At 65.9% G+C, this 25,961-nt stretch carries 25 protein-coding genes and 1 pseudogene; 17 read left to right on the top strand and 9 right to left on the bottom strand.

All coding sequences use genetic code 11. The annotated features are described in order from the left end of the window. Positions 1-45: 45 nt before the first annotated feature. Genes IP69_RS00580 through IP69_RS00570 form a run of 3 tightly spaced genes read left to right on the top strand, consistent with a single transcriptional unit; the run spans position 46 to position 1,143 of the window. Positions 46-312, top strand: coding sequence for a hypothetical protein (locus IP69_RS00580; RefSeq protein ID WP_054140860.1), 267 nt, complete (start codon positions 46-48; stop codon positions 310-312). Beyond that, complete coding sequence (locus IP69_RS00575; RefSeq protein WP_054140935.1) at positions 302-598, top strand: type II toxin-antitoxin system RelE/ParE family toxin; 297 nt, start codon at positions 302-304, stop codon at positions 596-598. The genes IP69_RS00580 and IP69_RS00575 overlap by 11 nt, the downstream gene beginning before the upstream one ends. Before the next feature lie 2 nt (positions 599-600). After that, entirely contained in the window at positions 601-1,143 is a 543-nt protein-coding gene (locus tag IP69_RS00570) for a DUF3828 domain-containing protein (RefSeq protein ID WP_197279603.1), read from the top strand. 35 nt (positions 1,144-1,178) lie between these two features. On the opposite strand, the gene IP69_RS00565 is transcribed toward IP69_RS00570, so the two are convergent. Beyond that, on the bottom strand, positions 1,179-1,685 hold the full coding sequence (locus IP69_RS00565; protein WP_054140858.1) for a hypothetical protein: 507 nt from the start codon (positions 1,683-1,685) through the stop codon (positions 1,179-1,181). Positions 1,686-1,858: 173 nt separating this feature from the next. Here IP69_RS00565 and ybgC point away from each other — a divergent pair, with 173 nt between their 5' ends. The 11 genes from ybgC (at position 1,859) to ftsH (ending at position 12,589) form a co-directional block, all read left to right on the top strand. Continuing rightward, positions 1,859-2,263 (top strand): tol-pal system-associated acyl-CoA thioesterase, encoded by a 405-nt coding sequence (gene ybgC / locus IP69_RS00560; RefSeq protein ID WP_054140857.1) that lies wholly within the window; start codon positions 1,859-1,861, stop codon positions 2,261-2,263. A 43-nt stretch (positions 2,264-2,306) separates the two neighbouring features. Next, positions 2,307-2,969, top strand: coding sequence for a TetR/AcrR family transcriptional regulator (locus tag IP69_RS00555; protein ID WP_054140856.1), 663 nt, complete (start codon positions 2,307-2,309; stop codon positions 2,967-2,969). Positions 2,970-3,059: 90 nt separating this feature from the next. After that, positions 3,060-3,497: a DUF2852 domain-containing protein gene (locus IP69_RS00550; RefSeq protein WP_054140855.1), complete on the top strand. Its 438-nt coding sequence runs from the start codon at positions 3,060-3,062 to the stop codon at positions 3,495-3,497. Positions 3,498-3,826: 329 nt separating this feature from the next. Further along, complete coding sequence (gene tolQ, locus IP69_RS00545; RefSeq protein WP_054140854.1) at positions 3,827-4,537, top strand: protein TolQ; 711 nt, start codon at positions 3,827-3,829, stop codon at positions 4,535-4,537. 12 nt (positions 4,538-4,549) lie between these two features. Then, positions 4,550-4,996 (top strand): biopolymer transporter ExbD, encoded by a 447-nt coding sequence (locus IP69_RS00540; RefSeq protein ID WP_054140853.1) that lies wholly within the window; start codon positions 4,550-4,552, stop codon positions 4,994-4,996. Positions 4,997-5,024: 28 nt separating this feature from the next. Continuing rightward, positions 5,025-6,227, top strand: coding sequence for a cell envelope integrity protein TolA (gene tolA / locus IP69_RS00535; protein WP_054140852.1), 1,203 nt, complete (start codon positions 5,025-5,027; stop codon positions 6,225-6,227). A 59-nt stretch (positions 6,228-6,286) separates the two neighbouring features. Next, positions 6,287-7,591, top strand: a complete 1,305-nt coding sequence (gene tolB, locus IP69_RS00530) for a Tol-Pal system beta propeller repeat protein TolB (protein WP_248306658.1) — start codon at positions 6,287-6,289, stop codon at positions 7,589-7,591. A 335-nt stretch (positions 7,592-7,926) separates the two neighbouring features. Next, positions 7,927-8,442 carry a peptidoglycan-associated lipoprotein Pal gene (gene pal / locus IP69_RS00525; protein WP_054140851.1) on the top strand — a complete coding sequence of 172 codons (516 nt, stop codon included), beginning with the start codon at positions 7,927-7,929 and terminating at the stop codon, positions 8,440-8,442. Between the two features lie 124 nt (positions 8,443-8,566). Then, positions 8,567-9,502, top strand: coding sequence for a tol-pal system protein YbgF (ybgF, locus tag IP69_RS00520; protein ID WP_054140933.1), 936 nt, complete (start codon positions 8,567-8,569; stop codon positions 9,500-9,502). Then, a complete protein-coding gene (tilS, locus tag IP69_RS00515) occupies positions 9,499-10,554 on the top strand; it encodes a tRNA lysidine(34) synthetase TilS (RefSeq protein ID WP_054140850.1) in 1,056 nt (351 codons plus the stop codon). The genes ybgF and tilS overlap by 4 nt, the downstream gene beginning before the upstream one ends. 109 nt (positions 10,555-10,663) lie before the next feature. Next, positions 10,664-12,589 carry an ATP-dependent zinc metalloprotease FtsH gene (gene ftsH / locus IP69_RS00510; RefSeq protein ID WP_054140932.1) on the top strand — a complete coding sequence of 642 codons (1,926 nt, stop codon included), beginning with the start codon at positions 10,664-10,666 and terminating at the stop codon, positions 12,587-12,589. A 110-nt stretch (positions 12,590-12,699) separates the two neighbouring features. Here ftsH and IP69_RS00505 read toward each other — a convergent pair whose 3' ends face one another. Further along, positions 12,700-14,442: a sensor domain-containing diguanylate cyclase gene (locus IP69_RS00505; RefSeq protein ID WP_248306652.1), complete on the bottom strand. Its 1,743-nt coding sequence runs from the start codon at positions 14,440-14,442 to the stop codon at positions 12,700-12,702. A gap of 141 nt (positions 14,443-14,583) precedes the next feature. Continuing rightward, positions 14,584-16,257 carry a formate--tetrahydrofolate ligase gene (locus IP69_RS00500; RefSeq protein ID WP_054140848.1) on the bottom strand — a complete coding sequence of 558 codons (1,674 nt, stop codon included), beginning with the start codon at positions 16,255-16,257 and terminating at the stop codon, positions 14,584-14,586. Positions 16,258-16,514: 257 nt separating this feature from the next. Between IP69_RS00500 and IP69_RS00495 the strand changes: the two genes are divergently transcribed. Continuing rightward, positions 16,515-18,053, top strand: a complete 1,539-nt coding sequence (locus tag IP69_RS00495) for an HWE histidine kinase domain-containing protein (protein WP_054140847.1) — start codon at positions 16,515-16,517, stop codon at positions 18,051-18,053. Between the two features lie 88 nt (positions 18,054-18,141). On the opposite strand, the gene IP69_RS00490 is transcribed toward IP69_RS00495, so the two are convergent. The 3 genes from IP69_RS00490 to IP69_RS00480 form a co-directional block, all read right to left on the bottom strand. After that, on the bottom strand, positions 18,142-18,921 hold the full coding sequence (locus IP69_RS00490) for an outer membrane protein (protein WP_054140846.1): 780 nt from the start codon (positions 18,919-18,921) through the stop codon (positions 18,142-18,144). Between the two features lie 174 nt (positions 18,922-19,095). Then, the gene (locus IP69_RS00485) at positions 19,096-19,785 is read right to left on the bottom strand and encodes a glutathione S-transferase N-terminal domain-containing protein (RefSeq protein ID WP_054140845.1); all 690 of its coding nucleotides are present in this window, start codon (positions 19,783-19,785) and stop codon (positions 19,096-19,098) included. A 39-nt stretch (positions 19,786-19,824) separates the two neighbouring features. Further along, positions 19,825-20,568, bottom strand: coding sequence for a haloacid dehalogenase type II (locus IP69_RS00480; RefSeq protein WP_054140844.1), 744 nt, complete (start codon positions 20,566-20,568; stop codon positions 19,825-19,827). A 104-nt stretch (positions 20,569-20,672) separates the two neighbouring features. Here IP69_RS00480 and gpmI point away from each other — a divergent pair, with 104 nt between their 5' ends. Next, positions 20,673-22,190 (top strand): 2,3-bisphosphoglycerate-independent phosphoglycerate mutase, encoded by a 1,518-nt coding sequence (gpmI, locus tag IP69_RS00475; RefSeq protein ID WP_054140843.1) that lies wholly within the window; start codon positions 20,673-20,675, stop codon positions 22,188-22,190. 71 nt (positions 22,191-22,261) lie between these two features. Here gpmI and IP69_RS00470 read toward each other — a convergent pair whose 3' ends face one another. Further along, positions 22,262-23,128 carry an outer membrane beta-barrel protein gene (locus tag IP69_RS00470; RefSeq protein WP_054140842.1) on the bottom strand — a complete coding sequence of 289 codons (867 nt, stop codon included), beginning with the start codon at positions 23,126-23,128 and terminating at the stop codon, positions 22,262-22,264. A gap of 159 nt (positions 23,129-23,287) precedes the next feature. Between IP69_RS00470 and IP69_RS22235 the strand changes: the two are divergent. Continuing rightward, positions 23,288-23,413: pseudogene (locus IP69_RS22235) on the top strand (IS5/IS1182 family transposase); the annotation flags it as partial. A 40-nt stretch (positions 23,414-23,453) separates the two neighbouring features. On the opposite strand, the gene IP69_RS00465 reads toward IP69_RS22235, so the two are convergent. Together IP69_RS00465 and glmM are read right to left on the bottom strand one after the other, a co-directional pair. Continuing rightward, positions 23,454-24,038 (bottom strand): GDSL-type esterase/lipase family protein, encoded by a 585-nt coding sequence (locus IP69_RS00465; RefSeq protein ID WP_210165938.1) that lies wholly within the window; start codon positions 24,036-24,038, stop codon positions 23,454-23,456. Between the two features lie 453 nt (positions 24,039-24,491). Then, entirely contained in the window at positions 24,492-25,835 is a 1,344-nt protein-coding gene (gene glmM, locus IP69_RS00460; protein WP_054140840.1) for a phosphoglucosamine mutase, read from the bottom strand. Between the last annotated feature and the right edge of the window lie 126 nt (positions 25,836-25,961).

Raw genomic sequence — 25,961 nt, 5'->3', positions numbered from 1 at the left:
ATATGATACGGAGCGCAGCGGCCTGATGGATGAAGGTGCGAACGGATGACGCTCAATCTGCCCAAGGACATCGAGACGCTGGTGCTCGCGCGGGTCGAGAGCGGCGACTTCGCCAGCGCTGAAGAAGCGCTGCGTGATGCGATGAAGCCTTGGCTCGATGCGGAGCATTCGCGGCAGGAGAAGCTACAATCCATCAGGGCCAAGATCGCCGAGGGGGATGCCGATCCGGCCGACCTGACGCCGGCGGAGGTCGCGTCGCGGCTCGACAAGCTTGCCGAGACGGTGACCAAGCGCCCGCATGATGCCGTATGAACTGTTCTATTCGGCGAAGGCACTGTCCGATCTCGAAGCGATTTTGAACCATGTCGCGCTGGACAGTCCAAGACAGGCGCGGCGGTGGGTGGCTGCCATCGAAAGGCGTTGCGCCTTGTTATGCGAATTTCCGGAACTTGGCGTCGAGCGGTCGGATGTCTCGCCGGGCCTGAGGATCTTTCCATACAGACGGGCTGTGATCGCCTACCGCATTCAGATGACGCGGGTCCGGATCGTTCGTGTCTTCTATGGTGGTCAGGACTATTCGGTGCTGATGGAGATATGATCATGCGGATTGCAACGCGCGTGCAATTCACGATGGCCGGCCTGCTGGCGTTCTCGGTCACGCTCGCGCGGGCCGCGGAGCCCTCTCCCGAGGCCCCCATCCGCGAAGCCTATGCCATCACGATTCGACAACTCGCCGGCAGCGGCGCCAGGCCCGTCGCGGCTCCGTGGCAGCCGCCCAACCGCGACAAGCTGATGAGCAGATCGCTTGCCGCCCTGTTCGCACGCGACGAGCTGTTTCAGACGGAAAGCGGCGATATGGGCCATGTCGGCGCCGATCCGTTCCTCAGCGGGCAGGATGGCGAGATCAAGAACCTGAAGGTCACGGTCTCCGAGAAGCCCGCGAACGGCAAGGCGCTCGTCACGGCCGCCTTCCGCAGTTTCGGGCAGCCGATCAGCGTGCGATTTCGCATGGTCGAGGAAAATGGCGCGTGGAAGATCGACGACATCGTCAACCGCGTCGATGGCAAGGATTATCCGATCCGCGCCGAACTCTCGCAGCCTTATGAGTGCGGGTCTTTCATGAAGAAGCCCTGCAAGCGCTGAGCGCTCGCAGGGCTGTCCTTGTCGAGCCGACTGGGTCAGCGGGCGAATTTGGAGCGGTGCATCGCCGAGCGCTGGCCGGCATGGTCGAGCGCGCCGGACTTGGCCGATTTGCGGTTGACGATCGGCTGCATGCCCTCGTCTCGCGTGCGGCTGAGCGGACGCTCCAGCGCCTGCTTGCGCATCTTCATCGCCAAAGCCTTGCGAGCGAGCGAACGCTGGCTCGGCTGACGCAGCTTTTCCGTCCGCCGGGTCTGCTCGGCACCGACGCGCTTGAGGGCGACGGTCAGTGCATCCGCCTTGACCTTGGTGCCGCTGTTGTCGGAGGCGCGCTCGGCGCCCTGGGGCGCGACCTTGCCGCGAAATTCACGGCGCTGGCGGCGGGCGACGTCACGGGCCTTGTCGCGGCGGTCGCGCAGGTTCTTCGCCAGATCGCGCAGGTCGCCGTCGGGCACGTCTCCGATCGCGCGGCTGCGGGTGCGAGCGACCAGGTCCCATTCGTCCTTGTCGAGGACACGTTCCAATTGCTTGGTCGAGAGCGACATGAAGAATTCCCTTTTCTTGTGGTTGTAATCTCCCTGGGGCAACGCCTTCCGCGTGGGCAACGCCTTCCGCGTGGGTGCGTTCCCCGGCGCGGCGGTCTGTCCCAGCCCACTATGCCGCGCCTGCCGCGCGGTTTAAAGCTCCGCCCTCCCGCCATTTTCTCCTGCCCAGAGCCATGACCGCCTCACACAGCCTTTCCGTCCGCGTCTATTACGAGGACACGGATTTCTCCGGTGTCGTCTATCACGCGTCCTATCTTCGCTTCATGGAGCGTGGGCGCACCGAGTTGATCCGCTCGCTCGGGATCGCACAGCGTGAATTGTTCGACGGCGAGACGGCGCTGGGCTTTGCGGTGCGCAGCATGACCATCGACTTCCTTCGGCCGGCCGTCATGGACGATCTTCTGACGATCGAGACGGTTTCGGTCGCCGCGCGCGGCGCGACCATGGATGTCCAGCAGCGCGTGCTGCGCGGCGAGGAGGTGCTGGTGACGGCGAAGGTCAAGGTCGCCTGCGTCGGCGGCGGGCGGGCGCGGCGGATTCCCGACGGGCTGCGTCAGCGCTTGGGGATCGAGAGCTGAACCTCGGTCGACGCCCGCATGGCGCCATGTTAGCGCTCGTCACATGAGCTGGAAACGCGACAAGCCCGAGCCTGCCCCCCGCGGTTATCACCATGGTAACCTCAAGGAGGAACTGGTGCGCGCCGCTTTGGGGCTGATCGGCGAGAAGGGGCCCAACGGCTTCACCTTCGCCGAGGCCGCGCGCGTCGCAGGCGTCAGCCCGGCCGCGCCCTACCGGCATTTCCGCGACCGCGACGATCTTCTGGCCGATGTCGCGGCGCGCGGCTTTGCCGTGTTCGAGGCGGCGCTGGCGCGGGCCTGGGACCAGGGGCGCCCGGACCCCGAGGCCGCGTTTCATAGGTTGGGGCGCGCCTATCTCGCTTTCGCCCATGACGAGCCGGCCTATTATTCGGCGATGTTCGAGGCGGGCGTGCCGCTCGATGCCAGCCCCGAGCTGCGCGCTGCGGCAGACCGCGCCTTCCAGAACCTGCGCGCTGCCTCCGAGGCGCTGATCGCCCTGCTTCCCGCCGGCAAGCGCCCGCCGGCGCTGATGATGGCGCTGCATGTCTGGTCGATGTCGCATGGTGTCGCCGCCCTGTTCGGCCGGGCCGATGGCGGGCGCCGGCCCTTGCCGATGTCGGCGGCCGAGCTGCTCGAGGCCGGCATGCTGATCTATCTGCAGGGGCTGGGCATCGGGCGCGGCACAGGCGGCAGCGCCGCCGACTGATCTCGTTGTCGGCGATCTTGACAAGCGGATCGCCGTTCCCCATTTATGTAAATGTGATTTACATTCACGCTCTGTCATGGTGAGGGATCAATGCCGATCGTCGAGAAGCTCGATGAATATGGGAAGGGAGCCTGGATCGCCTTCGCGGTTCTCGGCTTCATCGTGTTCTGGCCTCTGGGTCTCGCGACCCTGGCCTTTTTGTTCTGGAGTGGACGCATGGGTTGCGGAATGGGCGGCGCGGACCGCTACGAACACAGGATGAGCCGTCTGCAAAGCAAGATGGAGCGTCTGAAGGAACGGATGGGCGGCCGTGAGAGCGGTTTCGGCGGCTGGGGCCGCGGCCCGTCGAGCGGCAACCGCGCCTTCGACGAGTATCGTCAGGAGACGCTGCGGCGCCTTGAGGACGAGCAGAAGGAGTTCCAGGACTTCCTCGGCCGTCTGCGGATGGCCCGCGACAAGGCCGAGTTCGACCAGTTCATGGCCGACCGCCGCAGCAACGGCGCCGAGCCGCAGGGCAACGCCGGCTGAGCCCTCCGCCAGCTGCCGCTGCGACATCGTCGAGGCCCGTCCCGGGAAACTGGGGCGGGCCTTTTTTCGCTTGGCATGCTGGGACTAAACGGCAAGGCCCGGCCGAGGCGTATACCCGGCATTAACCTTGCTGGAGGCTTAACTCGATCGCGCGCCTGCGTTCCGGAGGATACCCCGTTTGCGCCCATCTTTCGCCGGATTCACAGGCGATTGAGGGACACGGCATTCCCCGGATCGCGGATCGGGCGGCGTCGCGGGGTCACCCGTGGTGCGTAGGGCGGGCATTGGCCGAAACACCGGCCGCGCCGCCGGGCAGAAGGACGACGCAGATGAACCCCGCCGATGTCGCGCAGGCCGCGCCGCAAATCGACATGTCGTTCTGGACCCTGTTCTGGCACGCCCATATCGTGGTCAAGCTGGTGATGATCGGGCTGCTGGCAGCCTCGGTTTGGTGCTGGTCGATCATCATCGACAAAACCCTGCTGTTTCGCCGCACCCGCAAGGAGATGGACGCCTTCGAGGAGGTGTTCTGGTCCGGCCGTTCGCTGGAAGAACTCTATCGCGAACTTGCCGCCAAGCCGGTCTCGGACATGTCGGCCGTGTTCGTCGCGGCGATGCGGGAGTGGAAGCGGTCCTTCGAGAATGGCGGACGTTCCGTCGCCAGCCTGTCGCAGCGCATCGACAAGGTGCTCGACGTGACGATCCAGCGCGAGACCGAGCGCTTCGAATCCAAGCTTCTGGTGCTGTCGACGATCGCGTCGGCGGCGCCCTTCATCGGCCTGTTCGGCACGGTCTGGGGCATCATGAACTCATTCACCGCCATCGCGGTCTCGAAGAATTCGTCGCTTGCGGTTGTAGCGCCTGGCATCGCCGAGGCGCTGTTTGCCACGGCGATCGGCCTGTTTGCCGCGATTCCCGCGCTGATGGCCTACAACAAGCTGCAGTCCGAGGTCGGCAAGGCGTCGAGCCGGCTCGAAGCCTTCGCCGACGAGTTCTCCGCGATCCTGTCGCGGCAGATCGACGAGCGGCTGGCGGCTTGAGGAATCACTGACATGGGCATGTCCGCAGCATCCGGCGCCAAGGCCGGTGGACGACGGGGCCGGCGCAGCCGCCGGCACGCGGCGATCGCCGAGATCAACATGACGCCGTTCATCGACGTCATGCTGGTTTTGCTGATCATCTTCATGGTCGCGGCGCCGCTGATTGCGACCGGGGTGCCGCTCGATCTGCCCCAGACGGGCGCCAAGCCGATCAATGTCGACCAGAAGCCGATCACGATCGCGATCGACGGCAAGGGCCAGATCTTCCTGCAGGATCAGCCGACGCTGGAACCGGATCTGGTGGTCAAGCTGCAGGGCCTGGCCAAGCAGGGCTTCGACGAGCGCATCTATGTGCGCGGTGACCGCATGGTCGATTACGGGCGGGTGGCGTCGGTGATGTCGACGATCACCTCGGCGGGTTTCAAGCGGGTCGCGCTCGTCACCGAGCCGGCGCGCTGAGGGTGATGGAAGCGAGGTTGCGACGGCTGTGAAGCTTTCCTCCGAACCGGGCATGGTGATGTCGGCGCTCGGCCACGCGACGTTTCTCGTCGCGGGGCTGCTGGCGTTCTCTTCGCCTGCGCCGCTGCCGGATAATCAGGAAGCGATCGCCGTCGAGATGGTCGATGCCAGCGAGCTGAATCAGGTCACGCGCGGCGAACGCAAGGCGGAAAAGGTCCAGGAGCAGCCGATCCAGCGCGCCGAGCGCCAATCCGAGATCGTCGAGCGCAAGGAAGAGGGCGAGGCCAAGCAGGACACGCCCGCGCCGCCGACGCGCCCGGCCGAACTCAAGCTTGCCGATGACAATGCCTCGGCGCCGCTGCCGCCCTCGCGCGCTGTCAATCTGCCCAAGACCGAGCCGAAGCCGCCATTGCCGGAGCCGGTGAAGCAGCCGCCGCAGAAGACCGGCCCCAGCGCCGCCGAGATCGCCGAGCAGAAGCGCGAGGAGATGGCCAAGCTCGCCGAAGAGGCCGAGATCGCCTCGAAAGCCAAACAGGCCGAAGAGCAGGCGAAAGCCGCTGCCCGGGCCAAGAGCGAGGCCGAGGCGCAGGCCAGGCAGGAAGCGGCGGTCAAAGCCAAGGCGGAGGCACAGGCCAAGGCAGAGGCTGCCGAGGCCGCGAAGGAAAAAGCGGAGCTGGCCGCCAAGGCGAAGGCCGAGGCCGAGGCCAAAGCCAAGATCGCGGCTGCCGCCAAGGCCAAGCAGGAGGCCGAGGCCAAGGCCAAGCGCGAGGCGGAAGTCGCCAAGAATTTCAATGCCAGCGACATCGCCAGGCTGCTGCAGTCCAAGGAGCAGGCCCAGTCGACCGGCTCGGCCGCGCCGCAGGTCAACCGCACCGCTTCGCTGGGGACCGAGCGCGGCGCGTCGCAAAAGCTCAGCCCGTCGCTGCGCGGCCAGCTCGTCGGCATCATCCAGGACCAGCTGATGAAGTGCTGGAACGTGCCGATCGCGCTCGCCAATGCGCGCGGGGCGATCGTGCCCCAGGTGCGCATGAAGCTTGCTGCCGATGGCTCGCTCGTCGGCCAGCCGAGCGTGGCGAATTCCTCCTCCGATCCGCTTTTCGCGGTCGCGGCCAGTTCGGCCCTGACCGCCACCCGCCGCTGCGCGCCTTTGCGCATTCCGGCGCAATTTGCCGCCTATTATGACGACTGGCGCGACGTCGTCGTCAATTTCGACGCAAGGGACGTGCTGTGACCCTGATCGACCGTACCGATCTTCCCGTTCTTTCGACGGCGCCGACGCGCCGCAGGCTCCTGGCGCTTGCGGGGGCGTCCTTGCTCGTGCCGGCAGGGGTGTCGCTCAAGCCGGCGCCAGCCCGAGCCGAACTCGTGATCGATCTGCGCGGCGGCTCGTTCCAGCCGCTGCCGATCGCGATCGCGGATTTTGCCGGGGAAGGCGGCGTGCTCGTCTCGGGCGTCGTCAGCAACAATCTGAAGCGCTGCGGCTATTTCGCGCCGATCGACAAGGGGCGCCACGCCGAGAAGAACCCGCCCTTCGACGCCGCGCCCGATTTCGGCGCCTGGAAGGCGACCGGCGTGCAGGCGCTGGTGACGGGCCGCGTCTCGCGCGACGGCACGGGCCGGATCAAGGCCGAGTTCCGGCTCTGGGACGTCACCACCGGCACGCAGACCGATGGCCAGCAGTACTTCACCGACCCCAACAATGCCAGGCGCGTCGGCCACATCATCTCGGATGCGATTTTTACGAAGATCACCGGCGTCGGCGGTTTCTTCGACACCCGCGTCGTCTTCGTGGATGAATCAGGACCCAAGGAGAACCGGCGCAAGCGCTTGGCGATCATGGATCAGGACGGCGCCAATGTGCGCTACCTCACCGACGGCTCCGTCTCTGTGGTGACGCCGCGCTATTCGCCGGTGTCGCAGGAGGTGACCTACATGTCGCAGCGCAGCGGCGAGCAGCCGCGCGTGCATGTGCTCAACATCGAGACCGGACAACGCCAGATCGTCGGCAACTTCCCCGACATGACCTCAAGCCCGCGCTTCTCGCCCAATGGCGCGCGAATCGCACTCAGCCTCCAGCAGGGCGGCAACGCCAATCTCTACGCCATCGACATCGGTTCGCGCACGACGATGCGGCTCACTTCGACCGGCGCGATCGACACCTCGCCCTCCTATTCGCCCGACGGCACGCAACTCGTTTTCGAGAGCGATCGGGGTGGCTCGCAGCAGCTCTACTTGATGGGCGCCGGCGGTGGCGAGGGCAAGCGGCTCTCCTTCGGGCAGGGCACCTATTCGCAGCCCTCCTGGTCGCCGCGTGGCGATCTGATCGCCTTCACCAAGCGCACCGGCGGCGGCTTCGCCATCGGCGTGATGCGCGCCGACGGTTCGGGCGAGCGGCTCCTGACCGAGGGCTTCCATAACGAGGCGCCGAACTGGGCGCCCAACGGCCAATACATCATGTTCTTCCGCGATCCGGGCGGGCAGTCCGGCGGAAAACTCTACATGGTCGACATCACCGGCCGCGTCGAAATCCCTGTGCCGACGCCGGCCTTCGCCTCAGACCCAACCTGGTCGCCGCTGCTGACGGCGGCGCGGTAGGGAAGTTCACCTCTCCGTCATTGCGAGCGCAGCGAAGCAATCCGGAATGTCTCGCTCGACGTTCGCCTGGATGGCTTCGCCGCGCTCGCGATGACGATAGGGACTGCTAAAGCGGTGCAAAAGCGCCACAATGCGGCGAAAGCGGCCTCTTGCAGTGTTTGATTAACTATACGCCGCAATGCCGCCACTTCGCCTTGTTCTGGCAAGGTCTCGTTTAGGTTGACGCTTCATTGATGAAGACCATGGATGCAGGCCGATCTGCATCGCAGCCTTGTCCTTTCAACGCCGTCCGCGAAACGCGACTCGCACCGCACCGAACGCCCCGGAGTCCCCTCATGCTCGCCACTCTCTTCGCCGGCGGCCGCGCCGTCCGCTTCGCCGCTGCCATCGCCGCTTCGCTGGCGCTGGGCGCCTGCGCCAACACAAACCAGAACGCCGATGCGAATTCGGGTTTCGGTGCGGGTGGGGCGGCCACGCCCGGCAGCGCCCAGGACTTCGTCGTCAATGTCGGCGACCGGGTCTTCTTCGAGACCGACTCGACCGATCTGACGCCCACGGCAGTTGCAACGCTCGACAAGCAGTCCGCCTGGCTGCAGCGTTTCCCGCGCTACACCTTCATCGTCGAGGGGCATGCCGACGAGCGCGGCACCCGCGAATACAACTTCTCCCTGTCGGCGCGCCGCGCCCAGACGGTGCGCGACTATCTCTCGTCGCGCGGCATTCAGGGCAACCGCATGCGCATCGTGTCCTATGGCAAGGAGCGCCCGGTAGCGGTCTGCAACGACATCTCCTGCTGGTCGCAGAACCGCCGCGTCGTGACGGTGCTCGACGGCGCCGGCGGTGGCGTCTGACGCCACGCTGCTGCAAACACCATCGGGCCGGCGCCTTCCTTTCGGGAAGGCGCCGGCCCTTTCATATTTTGGCCGTGGTCATGGCGTGTTATAGGCCTGCCGTCACTCAACCCCGGTTCTCATGATGCTCCGACAGTTTCGCCTCGATCACGCGGTCCGCAGCGGCCTTGCCGCTCTCGCCCTGGGCTTGGCGGTATCCTGCCTGAGCCTGCCGGCCAGCGCGCAGGACGCGGCCGATCTCGTGGTGCGGACCTCGCGGATGGAAAACCAGATCCGCCAGCTTTCGGGCCAGATCGAGCAGCTACAGTTCGAGAACCGTCGTCTGAGCGAGCAGCTTCGCAAGTTCCAGGAAGATGTCGATTTTCGCCTGAACGAGCGGGCCGGTGGTCGTGCTCCTGGGGCAGCGGCGCCGGGCGGGGCCGCGCCCGCGGCGGGGGGCGCACCACGCACCCAGCGTCGCAGCGATGCCTTCGACCCGACACTCCAGCAGGGTGCCGCCGGGGCGCCGCGTTCGCTCGACGGCGGCATCGGCGGCATCATCGAGGATGGCTTTGCCGAGGGCGGTGCCGGCCAGGGGCCGCTTGACCTGCAAGGTGTCGGACGGGGCGCGCCCCAGGGTGCGCTGCCGCAGCCGGTTCCGCGCGGGCCGAGCGTGGCGGCGGCCAGCGGGCCGGCAAGTGCCAAGGAGGCCTATGACCTCGCTTATGCCTCGATCCTGCGCAAGGAATACGAGCAGGCCGAGATGGGCTTCCGCCAGTTCCTGCAGAGCTATCCGCGCGATCGTCTCGCCGTCGACGCCACCTACTGGCTCGGCGAGAGCTATCTCCAGCGCAAGCGCTATCGCGAGGCGGCCGAGCAGTTCCTGAAGGTCTCCAGCGATGCGCCGAGATCGGCCAAGGCTCCCGATAGCCTGCTGCGGCTCGGCATCGCGCTGAACGGGCTCGGCGCCCGGGACCAGGCCTGCGCGACCTATGCCAAGGTCGGGGTCGAATATCCCGCCGCGCCCAATTCGGTCCGGCAGGGCATCGAGCGCGAGCGGCGGCGTTCGGGCTGCGCTTGAGCGCGGTTCCGCAGACCTCCATTGACGATCCGCCGATCGGCGCAGCCGAGGCGGCCGATCTCTTTTCCGGGCTTGCCACAGAACCTTGCCTTCTGGTCGCGGTGTCGGGCGGACCCGACTCCGTTGCGCTGCTTGCCCTGCTGGCCGAATGGACGCGCGAACCGGGGCGCCCGGAGCTTCATGCCGCCACGATCGATCACGGTCTGCGCGCGGCCTCCAGCGCGGAGGCTCAGGCTGTCGCGGCGCTGTGCGGGCGGCTTTCGATCCCCCACCGCATCCTGACCTGGCAGGGGCTGAAGCCGAAAACCGCGCTGCAGGAGCAGGCGCGTGCCGCGCGCTACGCGCTCCTGGCAGAAGAGGCCGAGCGTCTGGGCGGCGCGGTCGTGGTGACGGCGCATACGCTCGACGACCAGGCGGAAACGCTGCTGATGCGGATGGCGCGCGGCTCCGGCCCCGCCGGCCTGGCCGCGATGCGCAAGCGCGTGCGCAGAGGGGCCATGACGATCGCGCGCCCGCTGCTGGGTGTGCCTAAGGTTCGTCTGATCGCCACCGCCGAGGCGCGGGGCATCGCCTTCGCGACCGATCCCAGCAATGGCGATCCGCGCTTCGAGCGCGTTCGCTGGCGCGCGCTGATGCCCGCCCTCGCTGAAGAAGGCCTGGATGCGCAGCGGCTGGCTGTGCTGGCGCGGCGCATCGCACGTCTTGACGAGGCGGCGACGCGGCGCGCGCAGACGGTGCTGTCGGATCTGCTGCTGCAGGACGATTCCACGGCCGTCGTGAGGCTGCGATTTGCCGCTTTGCTGGGAGAGCCCGAGGAGATCGTGCTGCGTGTTGTCGCGCTGGCCCTGGCGGAAATCGACAGCGAGCGCGGCTCCGGGCAGCGGCTGGAGCGGCTCGAAGCCTGTGTCCAGGCGCTGCAGGAGGCCGCCCAGACCGGCCGTCGCATGGTCCGGACGCTGGCTGGCAGCGTAATGACTTTATCTCCGAGAGGCATCTTGAGCCTGGCGCGCGAGGGGCCACGCAGACGCGGCATTCACCCTGCGGCATCATAGGCGAGAGCCGATTTTCTGTTTCCCTTGGCAAGGGCCCCGGTCGCACCTAGATTACTGCAGCAAACTCTCGGCCTTACCGGCTCATCCGGCGGGCCTGATCGGACACATGATGAATCCGAACTTCCGAAATTTCGCCCTCTGGGTGGTGATTTTCCTGCTGGTCCTGGCGCTCGTCACGCTGTTTCAGAGCCCCAGCCAGCGCGCGACGACGAATGAAATTCCCTACAGCCAACTGATCAACGAATCGGAGGCCGGCCGGATCACGAATGTCGTCGTGGCTGGGCAGGAGATTTCAGGCACATTCTCGGACGGTCGCAGCTTTGTGACCTACGCGCCTTATGGCGATCCGGCGCTGCTCAAGACGCTGGCCCAGAAGGGTGTTCAGGTCTCGGCCCGCGCTCCGTCGGAGGGTACGCCCTGGTTCGTGGCGCTGCTGGTCAATTCACTGCCCTTCGTCATCTTCATCGGCCTGTGGATTTTCATGTCCCGCCAGATGCAGAACGGCGCCGGGCGCGCCATGGGCTTCGGCAAGTCGAAGGCCAAGCTCCTGACCGAGGCGCATGGCCGCGTCACCTTCGAGGATGTCGCGGGCATCGACGAAGCCAAGGAAGACCTGACCGAGATCGTCGAGTTCCTGCGCGACCCGCAGAAGTTCCAGCGGCTGGGCGGGCGCATTCCGCGCGGCGTGCTGCTCGTCGGCCCCCCCGGCACCGGCAAGACCCTGACGGCGCGTGCCGTTGCGGGCGAGGCCAATGTGCCGTTCTTCACGATTTCCGGTTCGGACTTCGTCGAGATGTTCGTCGGCGTCGGCGCCAGCCGCGTGCGCGACATGTTCGAGCAGGCCAAGAAGAACTCGCCCTGCATCATCTTCATCGACGAAATCGACGCCGTCGGCCGTCATCGCGGCGCCGGTCTCGGCGGCGGCAATGACGAGCGCGAGCAGACCCTCAACCAGCTCCTGGTCGAGATGGACGGGTTCGAGCCCAACGAAGGCGTAATCATCATCGCGGCCACGAACCGGCCCGACGTGCTCGATCCCGCGCTGCTGCGCCCGGGCCGCTTCGACCGCCAGATCGTGGTTCCGAACCCCGACGTCGCCGGTCGCGAGAAGATCCTCAAGGTCCATGTCCGCAAGGTGCCGCTGGCACCCGACGTCGATCTGCGCATCCTCGCCCGCGGCACGCCCGGCTTCTCCGGCGCCGATCTGATGAACCTCGTCAACGAGGCGGCTCTGCTCGCGGCGCGGCGCGCCAAGCGCATGGTTACCCATGCCGAGTTCGAGGACGCCAAGGACAAGGTCATGATGGGCGCCGAGCGCAAATCCATGGCGATGTCCGAGGAAGAGAAGAAGCTGACCGCCTATCACGAAGCCGGCCACGCCATCGTGGGCCTGTATGTCCCCGCCGGAATCCCGGTCCACAAGGCGACGATCATCCCGCGCGGCCGCGCGCTGGGCATGGTCAAGTTCCTGCCGGAGGGCGACCGCTACTCGATGAAGTACAAGGAGTTCACCTCGCAGCTCGCGGTCGCCATGGGCGGACGCGTTGCGGAAGAGATGACCTTTGGGCGCGAGAACGTCACCTCGGGCGCCACCGGCGACATCCAGCAGGCGACCAAGATGGCCAAGGCCATGGTCACCCAGATGGGCTACTCCGACGAGCTCGGCATGGTCGCCTATGGCGACAACCAGGAAGAGGTCTTCCTGGGCATGTCGATGGGCCGCAGCCAGAACATCTCCGAATCCACGGCGCAGAAGATCGACGCCGAGGTCAAGAAGCTGGTCGACACCGGTTACCAGGACGCCAAGAAGATCCTCACCGACCATCACGAGCAGTTCGTGGCGGTGGCCGAAGCCCTGCTTGAGTTCGAGACGCTGACCGGCGAGGAAATCCGCGACCTGATCGCCGGCAAGCGCCCGACGCGCGATCTCGACGATACGCCTTCCGCGCCGCGCGGCTCGGCCGTGCCGAGCGCCGGCAAGGGCCGCAAGCGCGACGAGCCCGATGCCGGGCTGGAGCCGCAGCCTCAGGTGTGATGGCGCTCCCTCACGGGTGCCACGTTGTGAAAAGGGCGCCCTTCGGGTGCCCTTTTTCGTTTGTGTCAGATCGTCGGTCTGAAAAGACGGCGTCCGGTGACTCGGCGGCGTCAGCCGCGCCCGACGGGGGCCAGCGCGGCCCCGGCGCGGGAGGGCGCCTCGTGGATGACGAAGCCATCGCGCCCGCCCTGCTTGGCGGCGTAGAGCGCGGTGTCGGCATGGCCGGCGGCATCGGCGAGGGTGTCGGCCTGGGCCACGAGACAGGCACCGATGCTGACGGTGATCGGCAGCGAAAAGCCGGCACCGAGCGAGACGGGTCGATCGCGCGTGGCCGCGCCGAGCTTCGCCGCGACCGCTGTCAGCGCCGGCAGGCTGGTCTCGGCCAGCAGGACGATGAATTCGTCGCCGCCCCAGCGACCGCAGACATCATAATTGCGCATCAGCCCCTCAAGACGCGCGACGACCTCGATGATGACCTGGTCGCCGGCCTGATGTCCGTGGTCGTCGTTGACCGGCTTGAAATGATCGATGTCGATCAGGAGCAGGGCCATTGGCCGGCTGGCGCGCCTTGCACGGTTCTGCTCGGCCTCGAAGGCGCGCTCGAAGCCGCGCCGATTGAAGATGCCGGTCAGCGGGTCGTGATGGGCGAGGCGCTCCAACTCCCGCGTCCTGTCGGCGACCATCTCCTCGAGGCGATCGGTGTTGTGCCCCACCGCCTTCGCCATGGCGCCCAGGGCGCGCGAAAACCGGCCGATCTCGTCATCGGCGGCATCGCTGGCAACCTCATCGAAGCGGCCGGCCTGCACTCGCTGGACATCGGCCTCCATGCGCGCCAGCCGGTCGAGCACGCTGCGCTTGAACAGCAGGGTCGAGAGGGCGGCTGCCGCCAGCAGCATCGCGGCTAGCAGCAGCCCGATCGGCAGGAACATCCGCCGGTCGATGATCTCGTCGACATCCATGATGGTTACGTTGAACCAGCCGAGCCGGTCGAGATATCCCACGCCGACCAGCGCCTGGTGGCCTTCGATCTGCATAAAGCGCGAGCGCACCAGAGCCCCCCCGGCCGCCACCTGCTCCATCATCGCGGCCAGGGCGCTGCGATCGGCCTGGTCGTCGAGCAGCGTAAAGATTGTCGTCTTGGCCTTGGTGTCCTTGGTCAGGCTGTGAAAATCGACGAGCTTGGGGTTGCGATGGGCCTGAACCGCGCCGTTGCGATCGACGAACATGCTCTGGACGCCGGTCTGCGGGATATCGACAACCTCGCGGATGAACTGGCTCAGATCGACGCCGGTGCCAATGATCCCGAGCACGCGGTCGCCCTGCCGGATGATGCAGTTGATCCAGACCTTGGTGACATTCAGCGTGTCGTCATGGTCGACATTGAGGTGGCAGCCCGAGGCCAGCGCCACCGTCTTGTAATACCAGCCGTCGCGCGGATTTTCGCGTGACAATGTATATCGCCTGCGAGCGTGCTCGTAGGTGTTGTCCTTGTCGTTGAAGTAGTAGTTGCCGGAACCGTCGAGCACGACGAAATAGCTCTGGTCCTTGAACGAAATCCGATAGTGCTCGAGCTCGGCCAGGCCGCGCTGGGCCTTGGCGGGGTCGGCCTCGTCTTTCGCCCATTCCAGTATGGCGGGCGAGCGCGCGACCGTTTCCGCCAGCGAAACCTCGCGCATCAGCGAATCGAGACCGCGATAGCGGTCGAACAGGATCTGCTTTTCGGCGAAGAGCGTGCCGAGCTTGATTACCGTGCTGTCGACGAGCCAGATGAACACGCCTGCCGCCGGCAGGGCGATCGCCACGAGAATGGCCAGGGTCCAGACCAGGACGCGGCTGCGCAGGCCCCGGGGCAACCATGTCCCTGCAGCGCCTGATCCCATCAATGCGAGATCTCCCAGAACAAGTCGCGGGCCCGGCCCACGCGCCCACCGATCGCTAAACTTGTCGGCAAGGTTTTAACAATTCGCCAACGAATCCAGGTTGTTCGTGCGCGCTCAGAACAGGCCCTCGATCCGCCCCTGTGCATCGATATGGATGCGCTCGGCGGCGGGCACGCGCGGCAGTCCGGGCATCGTCATGATGTCCCCGCAGATCGCGACGACGAAGCCGGCGCCGGCCGAAAGCCTGACCTCGCGGACGGGCACGATATGCCCGCTGGGCGCGCCTCGCAGCGTCGGGTCGGCCGAGAAGGAATACTGCGTCTTGGCCACGCAGACGGGCAGGTGGCCATGGCCCAGGGCCTCGAGCTCGGCGAAACGGGCCTTGACCCTGGCATCGCCGGAGATGCCGGCTGCGCCATAGATCTCGCGGGCGATCGTCTCCAGCTTGTCCCACAGTGGCAGATCATCGGGATAGAGCGGCGCGAAATCGGCCTCCGCGCCTTCGGCCAATGCCACGACCTTGTGCGCGAGTTCTTCCGTGCCGGCGCCGCCTAGCGCCCAATGACGACAGATCACAGCCTCAACGCCGAGATGATTGCGGCAGTAGCTCGCGATCATCTCGTGCTCGGCGGGTGAGTCGCTGACGAAGTGGTTGATCGCGACGATCGGGGGCACGCCGAACTTACGGATGTTGCCGACATGGCGGGCGAGATTGGCCAGCCCCGCCTGCAGCGTCGCCAGATCCTCCTGCCCGAGCGCCTCCTTGGCGGCGCCGCCATGCATCTTGAGCGCGCGCACGGTCGCGACAATGACGGCCGCTGCGGGCTTAAGGCCCGCCTTGCGGCACTTGATGTCGAAGAACTTTTCGGCCCCAAGATCGGCGCCGAAGCCGGCCTCGGTCACAACATAATCGGCAAGCTTCAGCGCGGTTCGCGTCGCGATCACCGAGTTGCAGCCATGGGCGATGTTGGCGAAGGGGCCGCCATGAACGAAAGCGGGCGTGCCCTCCAGGGTCTGCACCAGATTGGGCATCAGTGCGTCCTTGAGGAGGACGCTCATCGCGCCCGTCGCCTTGAGGTCGGCCGCCGTCACCGGGCGCTTGTCGCGGGTGCGGCCGATAACGATCTTGCCGAGCCGCGCCTCAAGGTCATCAAGGTCGGTCGCCAGGCAGAAGATTGCCATCACCTCGGAGGCGACGGTGATGTCGAAGCCGTCCTCGCGCGGGAAGCCGTTGCTGGCGCCGCCGAGCGATGAGACGGTCGAGCGCAGGGCGCGGTCGTTCATGTCCATGACGCGCCGCCAGGCGATGTGGCGGGTGTCGAGATCGAGCGCATTGCCCCAATAGACATGGTTGTCGATCAGGGCGGCGAGCAGGTTGTGGGCGCTGGTGATGGCGTGAAAATCGCCGGTGAAATGCAGGTTGATCTGCTCCATCGGGACGATCTGGGCATGGCCGCCGCCGGCGGCGCCGCCCTTGACGCCGAAGCAGGGGCCCAGAGACGGCTCGCGCAGCGCGATCATGCAGCTTTTGCCGATGCGGGTCAGGCCGTCGCCGAGACCCACCGTCGTCGTGGTCTTGCCCTCGCCCGCGGGCGTCGGATTAATCGCGGTGACGAGGATCAGCTTGCCGTCGGGCCGCGCCGCGAAATCGGGGATCGTCTGCTTATCGACCTTGGCGATGTACTTGCCATAGGGGTGGAGGGCGTCCTGTGGAATTTCGGCGCGGTGAGCGATGTCCACGATCGGCTGGAGCGTCGCTGCGCGCGCGATCTCGATGTCAGTCGGCATCCATGCCCCTCAGCTTGGCTCTGTCCGCCGGTCAGGCCCGGAGCGGAATCGTGAGCGTGACACTGCCGTGAAACCGGGCATCCTGCCACTGCTTTCGCGAATGGGAGGGGCGCGACCGCGACCGGTCGCGTGATGTCTTTTGATATGCAAGCGCCGCGTCCAAGCTGCTAGGCCAGCGCTCTGGAACCGGCTGGGGCTTGCCGCGCCGGGTGCGGGCTGGCATCAGCTTGGGCTGGACTTCGAAAAGCGCGGAGAGCATGGCGGTTTGCCCGGGGAATAACGCAACGACGCAGCCGATCTGGCCGGTCGGCGGCGGTGAGGTCGGCGCGATCATTCGCAGCTGGACCGGGCGGGAAACCGTGCTCGGCGCGGCCTCCACCTGGCCCGAGCGTCTTCGCTCGACCCTGCAGGTGGTTCTCGCCTCGCCGACGCCGCTGGTGGTGCTCTGGGGCGAGAGGGGCCTGCTGCTCTATAACGATGCCTATGCCGTCATCGCCGGCGCCAAGCACCCCGGCATTCTCGGTGCGAGCGTCTTCGACGCCTGGCCCGAGATCGTGGATTTCCACCAGGAAATGATGACGAGCGTCCTTGCGGGGGCGTCGCTTTCCTATCGCGATCTGCCGCTGGTGCTTCATCGTCATGGAGTGGCGGAGGATGTCTGGCTGAATGTCGATTACAGCCCGATCGTAGACGATCGCGGCGCGGTGCTCGGCATCCTTGCCGTCGTCATCGAGACCACGGTCCTGGTGCAGGCCCGCCGCGAACGCGACACGGCCGAGCAGGCGCTGCGCCGCCGCGAAAGAGAGATGGCGCAGGTCCAGAAGATCGGCAAGGTCGGCGGGCTTCAGGTCGATCTGGTCGGTGGCTTCCGCAATACGCGCTCGCCTGAATATCTCCTCGTTCATGGTCTGCCGCCTGACGCCGTGCATGAAAGCCATGAGGACTGGGTGCGCCGGATCCATCCGCAGGAGCGCGCCATGGTCGAAAGCCATTTCCGCGAGACGGTGGCGGGAACGGAGCGCGACTACCAGGCCGAGTACAGGATCATCCGCCCCAGCGACGGCGCGGTGCGGTGGATCTCGGCGATCGCCCAGATCGAGCGTGACGAGACAACCGGCGCGGCGCTGCGGTTGATCGGGGCCCATCTCGACATCACCGAGCGCAAGGAAACCGAGGCGCAGCTTCGCCTGCTGATGCAGGAACTGGCGCATCGCGTGAAGAACACGCTGGCGATGATCCAGGCCATCGCCTCGCAGACGCTGCGCGGCGCGACCTCGCTGGAGGCTGCCAACGAAACCTTCAGCGCGCGGATGTCGGCGCTGGCGCGTGCGCATGATCTCCTCGTCAGCGGCCAGCGGGCCCATGCCGGCGTGGCCGATATCGCAACCAGCATCATCGGTATCCAGGGGGACCCGGCGCGGTTTGCCATCGGCGGCCCCGAAGTGGTGTTGGGGCCGCGGGCGGCGCTGGCCTTGACGCTGGTCTTGCATGAACTGGCGACGAATGCGGTCAAATACGGGTCCCTATCGAACCAGACCGGCCAGGTTTCGCTGTCATGGCGGATCGACGAAATCGACGGCGCGCCGCAGTTCCGGCTGCGCTGGCAGGAGAGTGGCGGTCCGCCCGTGGCGACCCCGTCGCGTCGCGGTTTCGGCTCGCGCCTGATCGAACGCACATTTCCTTCAGTGAGCGGGCGCGCCGAGAGCGCCTATCTGCCCACCGGCCTCGTCTTCACGCTCGACGCGCCGCTCGAGGCTCTGAAGGATGGGGACGGCGAGGAGCCCGACCAGGGCTGACGCGCGTGGGCGGCCCCGGGGGCGGCCCTATGCGAAAGGCCCCCGCTTGCGCGGAGGCCTCCTGATCGTTCGACGCCGTTGGGATGGCTCAGAAGGTGCTGAAGCGATAGTTCAGGCCGGCACGGACGATGTGGCCGTTATTTTCCATGCGCGAGACGTAAGACCCCGGGGCCAGCGCGAAGTTGACCTGGTTCACGGCAACGTTCTGCTTGCCGAGATCGTAATAGAGATATTCCGCCTTCAGCGAGAGATTATTGGTGAAAGCGTATTCGACGCCGCCGCCGACCGTGAAGCCGACCTTGATGTCGCTCTTGCCGCCGACATAATCGACCTGGCCCGGAAGAGCCGCGTTGAAGAAGGTCGCGCGGTTGGAGACGTCGCCATAGGCCAGACCGCCGGTGGCGTAGACCATGACGCGATCGAAGGCGTAGCCGGCGCGCAGGCGGACGGTGCCGAGATAATCAAGGTCCTGGCTGAACACCGAGGTGGCGTTGCTGGTGCCGAGCCGCGACGTGCGCGACGAGATATCGGTGTACTGGATGTCGGTTTCGATGCCGAGCACGACGCTGCCGATCTGATAGTTGTAGCCGATCTGCGCGCCGCCGATGAAGCCGGTCTCATCGTTGGAAATCGAGGAGGGGCGGCGCTCGGCGAGGACGTTGCCGATGGTGAACGGCGCGGTCCCAACGGTGCTGATCGTGTTCTCGGTGAAGACGCCGCCAGCGTTCACGCCGGCATAGAAACCGGTCCAGGTGAAGATCGGAGCCAGGGGGGCGTAAACGGGCCCCTTGCGCGACGGCAGATCGGCGGCAAGCGCCGTGCCGCCCAGCGCGGCGAGCGCCAGGGCGGTCAGGATGGTCTTGGTCATGGTCGAAATCTCCAGGAAGGCGTTTCGCTTGTCAGGCGATGTGGTCGTCGCGGAGATCGACCCTGCTTTCGGGCGGCGCTGGGCGCTATGACGGCAAAGCCACAGAAACGTTCAATCGTTCCGCAGGGGCAGCACCCCGATCACATGGCCGTGACCGGGGTGTGGGACCACCGATCAGCCTGCGGCGAGATGGGCGTTCTGGGGAAACAGATGCTTGCGCGCCTCGTCGTCGAATTCGGTCTTGAAGGCGAAGGCATCCTTGAGCGCGACGGCGCGCTGCGCGGCCGGGCGTGCCGAAATCTCGTCGAGATGGCGCTTCACGTTGGGAAACATCTGCGCCCAGTCGTCGCCGATCGCGAAGGACAGCCGCGTCGCCCAGCCCCAGACCGACATGTCGATCAGGGTGTAGGTGTCACCGAGCATGTAGCGCTGCTTGCCGAGCTGCGCGTCGATGATGCCCCAGTGGCGCTCGGCCTCGCGGGCGTAGCGGTTGATCGCATAGGGGATCTTCTCGGGCGCGAAGCGGCTGAAATGCACCGCCTGGCCGCAATAGGGCCCGATGCCGGTGGCGACGAACATCAGCCAGGACAGCATCTCGCCGCGGGCCTTGGGCGTGTTCTCCGGCAAAAACTGGCCGGTCTTCTCGGCGAGATAGAGCAGGATGGCGTTGCTGTCGAAGATGGTGGCGTCGCCGTCGGTCAGGGCCGGGGTCTTGGCGTTGGGGTTGATCGCCAGAAACTCGGGCTTGAACTGCTCGCCCTTGCGCGTGTCGACCGGCACCATCTCATAGGGCAGCCCGGCCTCCTCAAGGAAGAGCGCGATCTTCGCCGGATTGGGGGAGGGGTGATAGTAGAGCTTGATCATCTTCGTCTCCTGGGTGCGTTGTCGAATGCGGCGTCCGCCTCAGGGCTGGCGGCGCAGATGGGCGGCGAGCTCCCGCAGGGTCGCGATGGTGAAATCGGCCTCGAAGCCGAGTTGCTCTGGCCGCATCCGCAGCGCCTTGAACATCAGGGCTGGGCCGATCGTGGCGGCGCTTTGCATTTCGCTCCGCAATGTCTCGGGCGCCAGACGCGCGATCCGTGCAACATCAAAACCATGCGCCTTGGCCCCGGCGATATCGAAGCCGTTGGACGAGACGAAGAGGATTTCGTCGCGCGCCAGGCCCAGCCGCGCCTCGACATGGGCATAGCCGCGCGGATCGGGCTTGTAGACGCCGATCTCGTCGACGCTGATCACGGTTTCCAGAAGACCATCGATCCTGGCCTGGGCGACGAGGCGCTTCAGCATGGCCGGGCTGCCATTTGAGAAGATCGCCAGGCGCAGCGGCGCCAGGGCTTCGAGGGCCGTGCGGGCTTCGGGGTAGAGCGCCAGCGCGTCATAGGCCTCGGCAATCTGCGCCACGAGGTCGGTCGTCGCGACCAGCCCCAGCGTCTCAAGCGTATAGGCGAGTGAATCCCGGGTAACGGTCCAGAAATCGGCGTACTGGCCCATCAGCGCCCGCAGCCAGGTATATTCCAGCTGCTTCAGCCGCCAGATCTGGGTAATGGCCTCGCCATGGCCGGGAAAGGCCGCGTCGGTGACGCCCGCCACCGACTGCACGTCAAAGAGCGTGCCATAGGCGTCGAAGACGACGGCCTTGATCGCCATGGGTTGCTCTCCCTGGACATGCGCGTTTGAAGTCTTAGCACTCGCAATCGCGCCGTGCCGCATGGTATCCGCACAGCGGCCTTCAAATTTGCTCACAGGTTGCCATGTCCGCCCCGCGCCCCGTCATGCTGATGATCCTCGATGGCTGGGGCTGGCGGGAGGAAACGGCAAACAACGCGGTGCGCCTGGCGCATACGCCGCATTTCGACCGGCTCTGGGCGGCCTCGCCGCGCGCCTTCCTGAAGACCTCGGGGCTCGATGTCGGCCTCCCGCCCGGCCAGATGGGCAATTCCGAGGTCGGCCATCTCAATCTCGGCGCCGGCCGCGTGGTGATGCAGGATCTGCCGCGCATCAACCTTGCCATCGAGGATGGCTCGATCGCCCAGATGCTCGCGGCCTCGGGGCTGGTCGATGCGCTCAAGGCGAGTGGCGGCGCCTGCCATCTGCTTGGACTGGTCTCGCCCGGTGGCGTGCACGCGCATCAGGACCATGCGGCGGCGCTGGCCCATCTCCTGGTCGCACAGGGCATCCCGGTGCGAGTGCACATCTTCACCGATGGACGCGACACGCCGCCGCAATCGGCGGCCGGCTTCATCGGCAATTTCATCGACAGCCTGCCCAGTCAGGCCGTCATCGCCAGCGTCTGCGGGCGCTATTTCGCGATGGACCGCGACCATCGCTGGGAGCGGGTGGAGCAGGCCTGGCGCGCGCTGGTGCTGGGGGAGGGGCAGGCTTTCCCCGATGCTCCGGCCGTGATCGCCGCCGCCTATGCAGCGGGCGTCAACGACGAGTTCATCCCTCCTTCCGTCATCGGCGGCTATTCCGGCATGCGCGATGGCGACGGGCTGCTCAGCTTCAACTTCCGCTCCGACCGGATCCGCGAGATTCTCGACGCGGTGCTGGAAGCGGATTTCAAAGGGTTCGCGCGGGCGCGCCAGCCAGCGCTGGCAAAGGCGGTCGGCATGACCTCCTACAGCGCCGCGCTCGATGCGGTGATGCCGGCGCTGTTTGCGCCGCAGACGCTAGCTCATGGGCTTGGCGAAACGGTCGCAGCGGCCGGGCTTACGCAGGTCCATATGGCCGAAACCGAGAAATATCCGCACGTCACCTACTTCTTCAACGGCGGCGAGGAGACGGCCCTCACCGGCGAGGACCGGATCATGGTGCCCTCGCCGAAGGTCGCGACCTATGATCTCCAGCCTGAAATGTCGGCGCCGGAACTGACCGAGCGGGCGGTGGAGGCGATCGAGTCCGGGCGCTACGATCTCGTCGTGCTGAACTTCGCCAATCCGGACATGGTCGGCCATACCGGCGTGCTGGCGGCTGCGATCAAGGCGGTCGAGACCGTCGATGCCGGGCTTGGGCGCATCGCGGCTGCGATCGAGCGGGTCGGCGGGGCCATGCTGGTGACCGCCGACCATGGCAATTGCGAAACCATGGTCGATCCGGAGACAGGCGCGCCCCATACCGCGCACACCACCAATCCCGTTCCGGTGATGGTCGTCGGCAGCGAGGCCTCAGGGCTGTCCGATGGGCGCCTTGCCGATGTGGCGCCGACATTGCTGGCACTGTTGGGCCTCGCCCAGCCTGCCGAGATGACCGGCCGGTCGCTGCTACGCTGAGTTTTTCGAGGGTGGAAACAGGAACGGCGCGGACCGGGTCCGCGCCGTCGAAGACGATCGGGTCGCGAGCGTCAGTATTTGCGGACGGTCGGCGCCGGTGCGTAGATCGGCCGCTCGACCGGGCCGCAGCATTCGGGCTCGCCGAAGTTCCAGCGCATGCCGATCTTGATGTCGTGGCTGTCGATTTCCTTGGCCTTCAGCGGTGAATAGCTCTCGGGCAGGAAGGCGTTCTGGATGCGCCCGGACTGGGCCTCGCCAAGGTTGAGGTAGCGATATCCAATTTCGAGCGTGAGGTTCTTGTTCACCTCATAGCCGAGGCCGGCCATCAGCGCCCAGGCGACGCCCGATTTGGTGCCGCTGTCTGCGGTGCCCAAGGTCGCGCTGTTGAGAGAGCCGGTGAGGGCGCCCTGGTCGGTCAGCCCGGTGATGCGATTGGACGCGTAGCCGATGCCGGCGCCGATATAGGGTGTCAGGCAGTTCCAGGTGCCAAGATCGACATAGCCGTTGAACAGGGCAACAATGGAAGACAGGTTGCCCTTATAGGTGTTGCTGAGCCGGGCGATGCCGCCATTGGCCGCGAAATCGACCCTGTCGCTGACGCCGATCTGGCCGGCGCCGCGATATTCCAGCGTGCCGTCGAAGCGCAGCCAGTTGTTGAGGCGGTAACCCGCGCCGGCACCGACGAAGACCGAGAGATTGTCGGTCTCGCCAAAGAACCGGCCGCCGGCGTTGGCGACGTCCTGCTGGTAGTATTTCTTGACCTTGGTTTCGCCGACGCCGATGTCGCCGCGCAGGTAGAAGCCGCTGCTGATCGTGCCCTTGAGGCCGAGCGGCTCATGGGGCGGAGGCGGGGGGGCATAGGCGAGATCGGCTGCAGCGGCGGCGGACGCCCCGAGCGCCAAGGCGCCTGCCAGCGCAAAAGTTTTCAGGCTGCCCATGGCAGTTTCCCTCGAGTTTGCGCGGCGCCTTCTACGCAGCCCACGCTTGTTACCGACAAGCCAACGATGCCGGTAATTCCTTAAACGAGGCTTAACCTTGAGAATTAACCTCAACGAGCCATGAAGATTTGTAGGAAGTTAGGGCTCGGACCCGCCAGGGTCGAGGAGAACGGCACGATGCCGAACAACCCGCCCCAGGCCAACTGCCGCTGGAGAAACTGCCGCTCACCCGTGCTCTACCGCGTCCGCAGCGCCATCGAGCGCATGCTTTGCCGCCTGAAGGACTTGATCGCTATGAGCGGCAAGCCGGCAGTTGGTCTCGACCCTATTGCTTGGCGAGAGCGGCGCGCAGTTCTTCGGACCACACAGCGTAGCCCTCGCCAGTAAAATGGATCCCATCAGTTGTCATATGCGAGTGGAGCAACCCATCAGCGTCCACCATTTTGGGCCAGAGATCGATAACGGTCGCGCCTGCCTCGACTGCAATCTTTTTTGCTGTGCTGTTCAATGCCACCAGACGAAGGTTCCAGTCCGCAGAACGCGTCGGCGGGGCCAGTGTCACAATCAGCCGTGGGGCAGTCTTGGCCAAAGAAATATTGGTGCGATAAGCGGCTTCAAATCCGCCGAACTTGTCATGTCCATGTAGAACGTCATTCGTGCCAGACATGTAGAGTATCACTTCGGGCCTCTTTGCCAAGGCCTGCTCGACAATCAGCTTGATGAGCTCAGTATTGTATCCGTCGCGAGCAATATTCTGGATACCGAGAGGGTTGGTGCGCAATCTGTAGGACCAGGGGTGTCCAGCTCGCGAAATACTGTCGCCGACTATCAAGATATGAGGCCGAAACACTCTTCCCCAAAGGCGTGAATAAGCGTTCGCGGCTCCAATCCGAACGTCGGGATCGATCACTGCGGGGTATGCTATGAGCGCCACGAACACAGTCGTGAGGCCCCACATCCAACGCTTCATTGTCGAACTCCGTGGCTCGCGGAGGTTGATATTCTCCCGCCTGGCTCAGCGCAACTGACCCCACCACCCATCTACAAGGCAGAGGGGTCCTTGGCCCGCAAAACCCGTGCCTATGAGCGCCGCTAGCCTGTGGTGGTGCGCAGCCGCTTCGCGGTCCCGGTGCTGCGGCCCGATGGGCGCCCCGATGTCCCCAGGGCCCCGCTCACGCCGGCGCACTGCTGACCTTCGTTTCCCAGCATCTAGCCGACGCATCCCATGCCGGCCTCATGGCTGAAAAGCGCATGGAAACGACAGCGCCGCCGCACCGGCACCGCGCCAAGTGGTTGAGCCGATGGCAGACGATTCGCGGCTCGGCCAGGATGACGGCGCGCGGAAAGGGCAGGGGACCTGACCCTAAGCCGCAGCCTTCGTCACGGCATCGACGATGTCGTCGACGGCGCGCATGACCAGCGCGCGGTCGTCGCCCTCGGCCATGACGCGGATCACCGGTTCGGTGCCCGAGGGGCGGATGACGAGGCGACCGCCTTCGCCCAGCATCTCGCGCGCTGCCTCGATGGCGCTGACCACTGGCTGCTTTTCGAGGGGCTTGCCGTTCGCATAGCGAACGTTCTTGAGGATCTGCGGCAGCGGTTCGAAGCAGTGGCAGACCTGGGAGACCGGGCGGTCCTGGCGCTTGACGGCGGCCATGAGCTGGAGCGCGGCGACGAGGCCGTCGCCGGTCGTGCCGAAATCGGAGAGGATGATGTGGCCGGACTGCTCGCCGCCGAGATTGAAGCCGTGGCTGCGCATGTGCTCCAGCACATAACGGTCGCCGACGGCGGTGCGGGCGAGGCTGAGCCCTAGGCCCGCCAGATAGCGTTCCAGGCCGAGATTGGACATGATGGTCGCGACCACGCCGGGCTGCGACAGGCGGCCATCTTCCAGCCAGGTCCTGGCGATCACCGCCATGAGCTGGTCGCCATCGACAACCTGGCCGAGCTCGTCGACGATCAGGACGCGGTCGGCGTCGCCATCGAGCGCGATGCCGATATCGGCGCGCAATTCGCGCACCTTGGCGATCAGCGCGTCGGGCGAGGTCGAGCCGACATCCTTGTTGATGTTGAAGCCATCCGGCTCGACGCCGATCGCGATGACCTCGGCGCCGAGTTCCCAGAGCGCCTCGGGCGCGACCTTGTAACCGGCGCCATTGGCGCAATCGATGACGATGCGCAGGCCTTCCAGGCTCATATTGCGGGGCAGGGTGCGCTTGGCGAACTCGATATAGCGCGCATGGGCGCTCTCGATGCGCTTGGCGCGGCCGAGCGTCGGCGAAGTCGAGAGGCGCAGCGACAGATCGGAATCGATGAGCTTGGAGATCTCGCTCTCGACCTCGTCGCTGAGCTTGTAGCCATCGGGGCCAAACAGCTTGATGCCGTTGTCTTCATAGGGGTTGTGCGAGGCGGAGATCATCACCCCGAGATCGGCGCGCATCGAGCGGGTCAGCATGGCGACTGCCGGTGTCGGCATCGGCCCAATCAGCATCACATCCATGCCCACCGAGGTGAAGCCCGCAACCATGGCGTTTTCGATCATGTAGCCGGAGAGGCGCGTATCCTTGCCGATCACGACACGATGGCGATGGTCGCCGCGGTGAAAGGCCAGGCCCGTCGCCTGGCCGACCTTGAGAGCGAGGTCCGGCGTGATCACGCCATTGGCGCGTCCGCGAATGCCGTCGGTCCCGAAATATTTGCGTGTCATGTCGTGTCCGTCCAACCGGGCGTGCGGCCCGCATCGGCTGCGTTTTATAGCGGGAAATGGTTTCCGCCTTCTCACGATTTGTGACGGATCGTAGACGGGCGGCTGATGTCGCGCGTCGCCGTGGGC

The organism is Allobosea sp. AAP35 (assembly GCF_001295925.1).
Classification (GTDB): Bacteria; Pseudomonadota; Alphaproteobacteria; order Rhizobiales; family Beijerinckiaceae; genus Allobosea.
Note: the sequence above shows the minus strand (reverse complement) of the source record. Positions and strands in the feature narration are given on the sequence as shown.

Excerpts from the sequence above, each read along its gene's own strand:
- glmM (WP_054140840.1), bottom strand. The coding sequence starts at position 25,835 with ATGACACGCAAATATTTCGGGACCGACGGCATTCGCGGACGCGCCAAT.
- IP69_RS00500 (WP_054140848.1), bottom strand. The coding sequence starts at position 16,257 with ATGCCGACTGACATCGAGATCGCGCGCGCAGCGACGCTCCAGCCGATC.
- IP69_RS00490 (WP_054140846.1), bottom strand. The coding sequence starts at position 18,921 with ATGACCAAGACCATCCTGACCGCCCTGGCGCTCGCCGCGCTGGGCGGC.
- IP69_RS00570 (WP_197279603.1), top strand. The coding sequence starts at position 601 with ATGCGGATTGCAACGCGCGTGCAATTCACGATGGCCGGCCTGCTGGCG.
- tolQ (WP_054140854.1), top strand. The coding sequence starts at position 3,827 with ATGAACCCCGCCGATGTCGCGCAGGCCGCGCCGCAAATCGACATGTCG.
- IP69_RS00580 (WP_054140860.1), top strand. The coding sequence starts at position 46 with ATGACGCTCAATCTGCCCAAGGACATCGAGACGCTGGTGCTCGCGCGG.
- IP69_RS00540 (WP_054140853.1), top strand. The coding sequence starts at position 4,550 with ATGGGCATGTCCGCAGCATCCGGCGCCAAGGCCGGTGGACGACGGGGC.
- IP69_RS00480 (WP_054140844.1), bottom strand. The coding sequence starts at position 20,568 with ATGGCGATCAAGGCCGTCGTCTTCGACGCCTATGGCACGCTCTTTGAC.
- ybgF (WP_054140933.1), top strand. The coding sequence starts at position 8,567 with ATGCTCCGACAGTTTCGCCTCGATCACGCGGTCCGCAGCGGCCTTGCC.
- IP69_RS00485 (WP_054140845.1), bottom strand. The coding sequence starts at position 19,785 with ATGATCAAGCTCTACTATCACCCCTCCCCCAATCCGGCGAAGATCGCG.
- IP69_RS00565 (WP_054140858.1), bottom strand. The coding sequence starts at position 1,685 with ATGTCGCTCTCGACCAAGCAATTGGAACGTGTCCTCGACAAGGACGAA.
- IP69_RS00470 (WP_054140842.1), bottom strand. The coding sequence starts at position 23,128 with ATGGGCAGCCTGAAAACTTTTGCGCTGGCAGGCGCCTTGGCGCTCGGG.
- ftsH (WP_054140932.1), top strand. The coding sequence starts at position 10,664 with ATGAATCCGAACTTCCGAAATTTCGCCCTCTGGGTGGTGATTTTCCTG.
- IP69_RS00555 (WP_054140856.1), top strand. The coding sequence starts at position 2,307 with ATGAGCTGGAAACGCGACAAGCCCGAGCCTGCCCCCCGCGGTTATCAC.
- IP69_RS00495 (WP_054140847.1), top strand. The coding sequence starts at position 16,515 with ATGGCGGTTTGCCCGGGGAATAACGCAACGACGCAGCCGATCTGGCCG.
- pal (WP_054140851.1), top strand. The coding sequence starts at position 7,927 with ATGCTCGCCACTCTCTTCGCCGGCGGCCGCGCCGTCCGCTTCGCCGCT.
- IP69_RS00575 (WP_054140935.1), top strand. The coding sequence starts at position 302 with ATGCCGTATGAACTGTTCTATTCGGCGAAGGCACTGTCCGATCTCGAA.
- gpmI (WP_054140843.1), top strand. The coding sequence starts at position 20,673 with ATGTCCGCCCCGCGCCCCGTCATGCTGATGATCCTCGATGGCTGGGGC.
- ybgC (WP_054140857.1), top strand. The coding sequence starts at position 1,859 with ATGACCGCCTCACACAGCCTTTCCGTCCGCGTCTATTACGAGGACACG.
- IP69_RS00550 (WP_054140855.1), top strand. The coding sequence starts at position 3,060 with ATGCCGATCGTCGAGAAGCTCGATGAATATGGGAAGGGAGCCTGGATC.